The organism is Pseudomonas quasicaspiana (assembly GCF_021147825.1).
In the GTDB taxonomy this organism is placed as follows: domain Bacteria; phylum Pseudomonadota; class Gammaproteobacteria; order Pseudomonadales; family Pseudomonadaceae; genus Aquipseudomonas; species Aquipseudomonas quasicaspiana.
Genome location: NZ_JAGTPI010000017.1, coordinates 91,140 through 98,860 on the forward strand (window position 1 = coordinate 91,140; position 7,721 = coordinate 98,860).

The 7,721-nt window shown below is 58.2% G+C and carries 6 protein-coding genes; 2 read left to right on the plus strand and 4 right to left on the minus strand.

The window, feature by feature from the left end; genetic code table 11:
• Positions 1-38: 38 nt before the first annotated feature.
• Both KDX30_RS12945 and ligB read right to left on the minus strand, forming a co-directional pair.
• On the minus strand, positions 39-449 hold the full coding sequence (locus KDX30_RS12945) for a DUF1090 domain-containing protein (RefSeq protein ID WP_231676118.1): 411 nt from the start codon (positions 447-449) through the stop codon (positions 39-41).
• 56 nt (positions 450-505) lie between these two features.
• Positions 506-2,179: an NAD-dependent DNA ligase LigB gene (gene ligB / locus KDX30_RS12950; RefSeq protein WP_231676120.1), complete on the minus strand. Its 1,674-nt coding sequence runs from the start codon at positions 2,177-2,179 to the stop codon at positions 506-508.
• A 187-nt stretch (positions 2,180-2,366) separates the two neighbouring features.
• Between ligB and KDX30_RS12955 the strand changes: the two genes are divergently transcribed.
• The gene (locus tag KDX30_RS12955; RefSeq protein WP_231676122.1) at positions 2,367-2,987 is read left to right on the plus strand and encodes a LysE family translocator; all 621 of its coding nucleotides are present in this window, start codon (positions 2,367-2,369) and stop codon (positions 2,985-2,987) included.
• Between the two features lie 179 nt (positions 2,988-3,166).
• Here the strand turns inward: KDX30_RS12955 and metK are convergent, their stop codons facing one another.
• Positions 3,167-4,357, minus strand: coding sequence for a methionine adenosyltransferase (gene metK, locus KDX30_RS12960; RefSeq protein ID WP_027901297.1), 1,191 nt, complete (start codon positions 4,355-4,357; stop codon positions 3,167-3,169).
• 20 nt (positions 4,358-4,377) lie between these two features.
• Positions 4,378-5,373, minus strand: coding sequence for an ArsR/SmtB family transcription factor (locus tag KDX30_RS12965; RefSeq protein WP_099267885.1), 996 nt, complete (start codon positions 5,371-5,373; stop codon positions 4,378-4,380).
• A 258-nt stretch (positions 5,374-5,631) separates the two neighbouring features.
• On the opposite strand from KDX30_RS12965, the gene tkt reads away from it, so the two are divergent.
• Positions 5,632-7,629, plus strand: coding sequence for a transketolase (gene tkt / locus KDX30_RS12970; RefSeq protein WP_231676124.1), 1,998 nt, complete (start codon positions 5,632-5,634; stop codon positions 7,627-7,629).
• Positions 7,630-7,721 lie beyond the last annotated feature (92 nt).

Genomic DNA, 7,721 nt, shown 5'->3' on the forward strand with positions numbered 1-7,721 from the left:
GAATACATTTGAGTTCAAAGTATTGCGCAGTACTGGATTCAATCCTGCGGCTGAAGGTCTTCCAGTTCTGTCTGGGCCTCTTGCAGTTCCTTGCGGGACTCGGCCAGTTTGTCTTTGCGCTTGTTGATTTTGTCCGGGTCGCCCTTGCTCATGGCTTTGCTCAGGTCAGACTCGCGCTTTTTGACTTCGCGCTTGGCGTCCAGCACCTTCTGTTCGTGTTCCTTGAGCAGCGAAGCTTCGGTGCAGTTCGCGTTGTTTTCGCTCAGGGCTTTTTCCAGACCGGCTTGCTGAGGCTTGTCGCCCTCGGTCTTTGCTTCTTCGATCTTTTTGCTGATTTCCTGACTTTTGACCACACATCCGCTGGCTTCCGGTGCTGCTTCAGCCGCCAGAAGCGGGGTGGCGAGCAGGCTGCAGCAGGTCAGCAGAACCAGTGGTGAAAAAACCTTCATATGAACTCCTTTTGAAAACCATAACGTCCGGGCTTGATGATTGAACGCCCGGCACTTTAAAAACCTGAAATACCCTGAGCTCGTAATTGCTCACTCAAGGCTTGAACCTGTGGATGCTGGAAGAAGGCGACCAACTGACTGGCACGACCCGACCCTATGCCCGGTTCCATTTGCCATTGCTGCGCCGTGCGCTTCTCCAGCTCACTCCACTGCTCGCCCAGATGAGCATTCCCCGTAGGCGGCAGGCCGATAGCCTTTAGCCACAAAGCAAACGGCCTGGTGCGAGCCTCCTGCAAACTGTCGAGCAGTTTAGCGCTGCTGCGCTCACCGAGCCCGGAAATGTTAGCAAGCTGTTCTTTTTCAAGGGTTAGCCAGTCGAGCAAACCGTTGATTTTCCCGGCGCTGATCAGGTTGTCCCAGGTACCGGGACCGACTCCGGTCAGCGCCAGACCTTTCTTGCCGCTGAGCCAGGCAAGCCTTGCGCGAAACTGGCTTTCACAGCCTGGGCCGGGTTGCCAGCAACTGAGGGCGTGAAAGTCTTTGGCCTCGGGGATCTGCAAATCGCTGCGCTCGACACTGCGTGAAACGACGCTGTCCAGTCGCGGAATTGTCAGGCCTGCCAGACTCACTGCCACTTGATCGCCGGGTCTTATATCCAGTGCCTGCCAGCGTTGCAGCGAACCCACGCTGATGCGGCTGATCTGCCGGTCATCCAGGCGCACAGGCTCCAACTCCAGCACCGGAGTTATCTTGCCACTACGGCCGATGTTGAAGTTGACCTTGCGCACTTCCGCCAGCGCTTGAGCAAACGGGTATTTCCAGGCCGCGATCCAATAGGGTGCCTTGGCTTGCCAGCGCTGTACCGGTGGACGCTCGCCCTGACGGATGATGACGCCATCAGTGGCAAACGGCAGCGGGTTGCGATACCAGTGCTCGCGCCAGTGGTGCGCCTGAGCAAAGCTTTCCAGCGGCTGGCTGTATTGAGCGCTGTCGCCGAAACCCAGCGCGTTCAAGCCAGTCATGCGTTCGGTCATGGAGGTCGGCCCCGCAGGCCAGTCCCACACGAACAAGCCGATCAGGTCAGCCTCTTCGGTGCGTAGTTCGTTACGAGCCAGCATCCCGGCAACTTTGCTGCGCGCGTTCACACTTCCGGCCTGGGCTTGCACATGATTTTCCAGGCGCAGATACAACTCACCTTGCAGCACCAGGGTTTCCTGCCAGGGCAGGTGCGCAGGAATGGCTGCGATGTGTTGCGCGTGTCCGGTCCAGTCCTGCCCCGCAACGCCGTCGCCGCGACTGATCGCTTGAACCAGTTCGCCGCGCTCATAGATCAGGGTGACCGCCACCCCATCAATCTTGGGTTGAATCCACAGGTCAGTGCGACCCTTGAGCCAGTCGCGCACTGCGGCTTCATCGCTGAGCTTGTTGACGCCCGTGTGCGGAACAGGATGAGAAACCGTCCCTTTGGCAGTTTTCAGCGGGTTGTCGGCTTCGCTTGTTGGCTTGGCAAAACATGATCGCCAGAATTCTAGCCGCTGGCGGGATTGGTCATAAATTTCATCGGCAATCAGCGAAATGCCTTGGCGGTGATAGCTGTCATCCCAGGCGGCAATTTGTGTTTGCAGGGTGGTGATTGAGTGTCGGGCTTTGGCGGGCGTCCAGTCGGGGCATGAGCTGGCATGGGCCGTAAGGCTGGCGAGCATGAGGGTGATTGCGGTCAATATGCGCATCGAAGCATCCTTGCTTGAAGAGGTGCAGGTGAGGCTAGCCAGCGCTGGATGACATGTCTGGTTGCGCTGATTACTGAATCATTCAGCCAGTACAGATGCGGTTTTTTTGATTCGCGACTGTGTCTTTGAAGAGTGAAAGGCTGCCTGCACTATTACGATTCTCTTATCCACGTGCTGATGGTGATTCATGGATATCTCGACTCTGGCGGTTTTCGTGCCGGCCTGTTTTGCGCTGAACATGGCGCCCGGCCCCAACAACCTGCTTTCGATCAGTAACGCGACTCGTTATGGCTTTGTCCGGGCCTGTATTGGCGGGCTGGGGCGTTTGCTGGCCTTCGCCATCATGATTGCGCTGGCGGCGGTGGGGCTGACTGCGGTGCTGCACACGTCGGAGTGGTTGTTCCATGCGATCAAGATCATCGGTGCGGCGTACCTGTTTTATCTGGCAGTGCAGTTGTGGCGGGCGAGCCCTGAGGAAGAGGGCGGAGTGATCGGTTCGGGCAAGGGCCTGTTCAGTCTGGCGCGACAGGAGTTTCTGGTGGCTATCGGTAATCCGAAGGCGATTCTGTTGTTTACCGCTTTCCTGCCGCAGTTCGTAGATCAGGCTGGGTCCGTGACGGAGCAGTTCGCGGTACTCGGCGTTTTGTTTCTGGTGCTGGAATGCCTCGCGATTGCGATCTATGCCTGGATGGGCCTTCACGCCCGCCGACTGTTTGCGCGGCCCAGTGGCAAGCGATTGTTCAATCGTGTGTGTGCGGGTTTGCTGGCCAGTGCGGCTTCGGTGTTGTTGGTGGCCAGAAGGGCTTAGAAACTGAAATGGAATTTCCTGTAGGAGCTGCCGAAGGCTGCGAATGTATTCTTCTGACACACTGCCATCGCAGCCTTCGGCAGCTCCTACAGGTCCCGGATTTAACTGGCTAAAACCAAAAAGCCCCTGACGACCTCGGTCGCCAGGAGCTTTTTGTTACGCCTGAAACTTAAAGCGTATTACAGACCGGCAGCGGCGCGCAGGGCGTCGGCACGGTCGGTTTTTTCCCAAGTGAACGTGGTGAACGTATCGTTACCAACGGTCTTGGTTTGCGGCGTGCGACCGAAGTGGCCGTAGGCTGCGGTTTCCTGATACATCGGGTGCAGCAGGTCGAGCATGGTGGTGATCGCGTATGGGCGCAGGTCGAAGATGTCGCGGACCAGTTTGATGATCTTGTCATCGCTGATCTTGCCGGTGCCGAAGGTGTTCAACGAGATCGAAGTCGGTTGTGCGACGCCGATAGCGTAGGAAACCTGAATCTCGCAGCGCTCGGCCAGGCCAGCGGCAACGATGTTCTTGGCAACATAACGGCCAGCGTAAGCAGCCGAACGGTCAACCTTGGATGGATCCTTGCCGGAGAACGCGCCACCGCCGTGACGGGCCATGCCGCCGTAGCTGTCGACGATGATCTTGCGACCGGTCAGACCACAGTCACCTACCGGGCCGCCGATGATGAACTGGCCAGTCGGGTTGATGTGGAACTGGGTGTCCTTGTGCAGCAGCTCAGCTGGCAGCACGTGCTTGACGATCAATTCCATCACGCCTTCGCGCAGATCGTTGTAGGAAACTTCAGGGTTGTGCTGGGTCGACAGAACGACGGCGTCGATGCCGACGACTTTGCCGTTCTCATAGCTGCAAGTCACTTGCGACTTGGCATCCGGGCGCAGCCAAGGCAGCAGGCCGGATTTACGGGCTTCAGCCTGACGCTTCACCAACTGGTGCGAGAACGCGATTGGCGCAGGCATCAGTTCAGCAGTTTCGTTGCTGGCGTAGCCGAACATCAGGCCCTGGTCGCCAGCGCCCTGATCTTCAGGCTTGGCACGGTCAACACCCTGGTTGATGTCAGGGGACTGCTTGCCGATGATGTTCATCACGCCGCAGGTAGCACCGTCGAAACCGACGTCGGAGCTGGTGTAGCCGATGTCGCTGATCACATCACGAACGATCTGCTCGAGGTCAACCCAGGCGCTGGTAGTCACTTCGCCAGCGACGATGGCAACACCGGTCTTGACCAGGGTTTCAACGGCTACGCGAGCGTGTTTGTCCTGAGCAATGATTGCATCCAGAACCGCATCGGAAATCTGGTCGGCGATTTTGTCTGGGTGCCCTTCGGACACGGACTCGGAGGTGAAAAGGGAGTATTCGCTCATCTCTACGGGTTTCCTGAATTTTACCGATGGTGAGTGTTGCCAGCCGGTCGCTGAAAATGGCGGACCTGAATCTGGAAACCATTACGTAAGCCTACATAGAGGCTTTCCCCGGGAACTAGCCCCGCAGCGATGGCCCAACGGGCCAGATCTTCCTGTTCAAACCCTAACCAGAGATCGCCACAGGCCTCCTTGGCCCAGCTCTGATCGTGGCTACACAAGTCTGTCACTAACAGGCTACCGCCCGGTTGCAACAGAGTTGCCAGTTGTTTGAGTGCATCTGCCGGTGCAGCGAAATGGTGCAGTACCATGTTAAGCACCACGCAATCGGCGCTGACATCCACGGCATTCAGTACATCGGCGAGTTTCAGTTCTACATTAGCCAATGCCTGTGCAGCGCAAAGCTGACGGGCTATTTCCAGCATCGCCGGGCTGTTGTCCAGCGCCGTCACGTGCCGAAAGCGCCGTGCCAGGTCTGGCAGAAACCCGCCATCTCCCGGCCCGACTTCCAGAGCCGTCGCTTGTGGCCCGAAGTTCAGCTTGTCCAGCAACGACAGCAGGCTTTCCCGATACTGGGCAAGCCCGGCGATCAAGTCTTGCTGGGCGCGAAACTTTTCCGCCGTACGGGCGAAGAAATCCTGACTGGCGTTGGCCCGTTGACGATGCACCAGGCCGATACGCGACTGCACATCGCCGGGCAGAGCCAGCATGTCGACTTCATCCAGTATGGCTGCATGCAATCTGCCACCCGGTTGTCCGGTATGGGGCAGGGCGCGTCGGTAGAAAATGGCATTGCCTTCGCGTCGCGTTGCAACCAGATCCGCCTGGGCCAGCACCTTGAGATGGTGGCTCATGCCGGACTGACCAATGGCAAATATCTGCGCCAGTTCCAGCACGCCGAACGAGTCGTTGGCCAATGCGCGCAATACATTCAATCGCAGCGGGTCGCCGCCGGCCTTGCACAAGGCAGAAAGGTCGTCGCTGTCGTCGTGGCGAATTGCAGGTACGCGCAGGTTCATAGGGCTGGCAGTCTAGTTAGCGACCGGGTATGTCGCAAGGGCAATATCAAAAAGTTTTGATATTGGTTGATGGGCGGCCAGTTCAGGGCTGCCTGGGCCGTTGTTCCGGGGCGGGAGTGCATCGTGGATGAACAAATAACGAAGCGCGGGCAGGAAAAACAACCACAAGCCGCTATCTTTCATTGCTCCCAGGCAGTGCCTGAGGGAAAATGCTCGCCTTTTTCAGATCCATTCTTTCCAGTTCTCAGGAGATCAGCGATGCCCAGCCGTCGTGAGCGTGCCAATGCCATTCGTGCACTCAGCATGGATGCCGTGCAAAAAGCCAACAGCGGCCATCCCGGTGCCCCTATGGGTATGGCGGATATCGCCGAAGTACTTTGGCGCGACTATCTGAAGCACAACCCGAGCAACCCGGCTTTCGCCGACCGTGACCGTTTCATCCTGTCCAACGGTCATGGTTCGATGCTGGTTTACTCGTTGTTGCACCTGACCGGTTATGACCTGTCCATCGAAGACCTGAAAAATTTTCGCCAGCTGCACAGCCGCACGCCGGGTCACCCGGAATTCGGTTACACCCCGGGCGTAGAGACCACCACCGGCCCACTGGGTCAAGGTTTCGCCAACGCCGTGGGTTTCGCGGTTGCAGAGAAAACGCTGGCGGCCCAGTTCAACCGTCCAGGCCACAACATCGTTGACCACCACACCTACGTGTTCATGGGTGATGGCTGCATGATGGAAGGCATCTCCCACGAAGTCGGCTCGCTGGCCGGCACGTTGGGTCTGAACAAACTGATCGCTTTCTACGACGACAACGGCATCTCCATCGATGGCGAAGTTGAAGGCTGGTTCACCGATGACACGCCGAAGCGCTTCGAGTCCTACGGCTGGCTGGTCATCCGCAATGTTGATGGCCACGATGCCGAAGAAATCAAGATTGCCATCGACACCGCTCGTAAAAGCGACAAGCCGACGCTGATCTGCTGCAAGACCACGATTGGTTTCGGTTCGCCGAACAAGCAAGGCAAGGAAGAGTCCCACGGCGCTCCGCTGGGTGCTGAAGAAATCGCCTTGACCCGTGCTGCCCTGAAATGGACTCACGGTCCATTCGACATTCCGGCTGACATCTACGCCGAGTGGAGCTGCAAAGAGAAAGGCCTGGCGACCGAAGCCGACTGGGATCAGCGTTTCGCTGCCTACTCCGCCGAATTCCCTGAGCTGGCCAACGAGCTGATCCGTCGCATGAGCGGCGAGCTGCCAGCTGACTTTGCTGAAAAATCCGCTGCCTACGTCGCCGAAGTCAACGCCAAGGGCGAAACCATCGCCAGCCGCAAGGCCAGCCAGAATGCACTGAGCGCTTTCGGTCCGTTGCTGCCTGAGTTCCTCGGCGGTTCGGCTGACCTGGCCGGTTCCAACCTGACCATCTGGAAAGGCTGCAAGAGCATCACCGGAGAAGACGCCAACGGCAACTACCTGCATTACGGCGTGCGCGAGTTCGGCATGGGCGCAATGATGAACGGCATCGCCCTGCACGGCGGCTTCGTGCCTTACGGCGCGACCTTCCTGATCTTCATGGAATACGCCCGTAATGCGGTGCGCATGTCCTCGCTGATGAAAAAGCGCGTGCTGTATGTGTTCACCCACGACTCCATCGGTCTGGGCGAAGACGGCCCGACGCACCAGCCGATCGAGCAACTGACCAGCCTGCGCACTACGCCGAATCTGGACACCTGGCGTCCTGCGGATGCTGTGGAATCGGCAGTGGCCTGGAAGTACTCCATCGAGCGCAACGACGGCCCGTCGGCGTTGATCTTCTCCCGTCAGAACCTGGCTCACCAGGCTCGCGACGAAGCCCAACTGGCGGACATCGCTCGTGGTGGTTACGTGCTGCGTGACTGCGTTGGCGAACCAGAACTGATTCTGATCGCTACCGGTTCGGAAGTGGGTCTGGCCGTTCAGGCATTCGACAAACTCAGCGCTCAGGGTCGCAACGTGCGTGTGGTTTCCATGCCATGCACCAGCGTCTTCGATGCTCAGGATCCGGGCTACAAGCAAGCGGTTCTGCCACTGCAAGTCAGCGCTCGTATCGCCATCGAAGCTGCTCATGCGGACTTCTGGTACAAGTACGTCGGCCTTGAAGGTCGCGTCATCGGCATGACCACCTTCGGCGAGTCGGCTCCTGCGCCAGCCCTGTTCGAAGAGTTCGGCTTCACCCTGGAAAACATCCTGGGTCAGGCTGAAGAACTGCTGGAAGACTGATAGCGATTTACCTGCTGAAGCGGACCCTTGTGGGAGCAGGGCTTGCCCGCGATAAGGTCAACACGGTGCTTGAGACCGAGTTGACCTTATCG

Bases quoted from the DNA above. Each gene is read 5' to 3' on its own strand.
- KDX30_RS12945 (WP_231676118.1), bottom strand. From the start codon at position 449: ATGAAGGTTTTTTCACCACTGGTTCTGCTGACCTGCTGCAGCCTGCTC.
- ligB (WP_231676120.1), bottom strand. From the start codon at position 2,179: ATGCGCATATTGACCGCAATCACCCTCATGCTCGCCAGCCTTACGGCC.
- KDX30_RS12955 (WP_231676122.1), top strand. From the start codon at position 2,367: ATGGATATCTCGACTCTGGCGGTTTTCGTGCCGGCCTGTTTTGCGCTG.
- metK (WP_027901297.1), bottom strand. From the start codon at position 4,357: ATGAGCGAATACTCCCTTTTCACCTCCGAGTCCGTGTCCGAAGGGCAC.
- KDX30_RS12965 (WP_099267885.1), bottom strand. From the start codon at position 5,373: ATGAACCTGCGCGTACCTGCAATTCGCCACGACGACAGCGACGACCTT.
- tkt (WP_231676124.1), top strand. From the start codon at position 5,632: ATGCCCAGCCGTCGTGAGCGTGCCAATGCCATTCGTGCACTCAGCATG.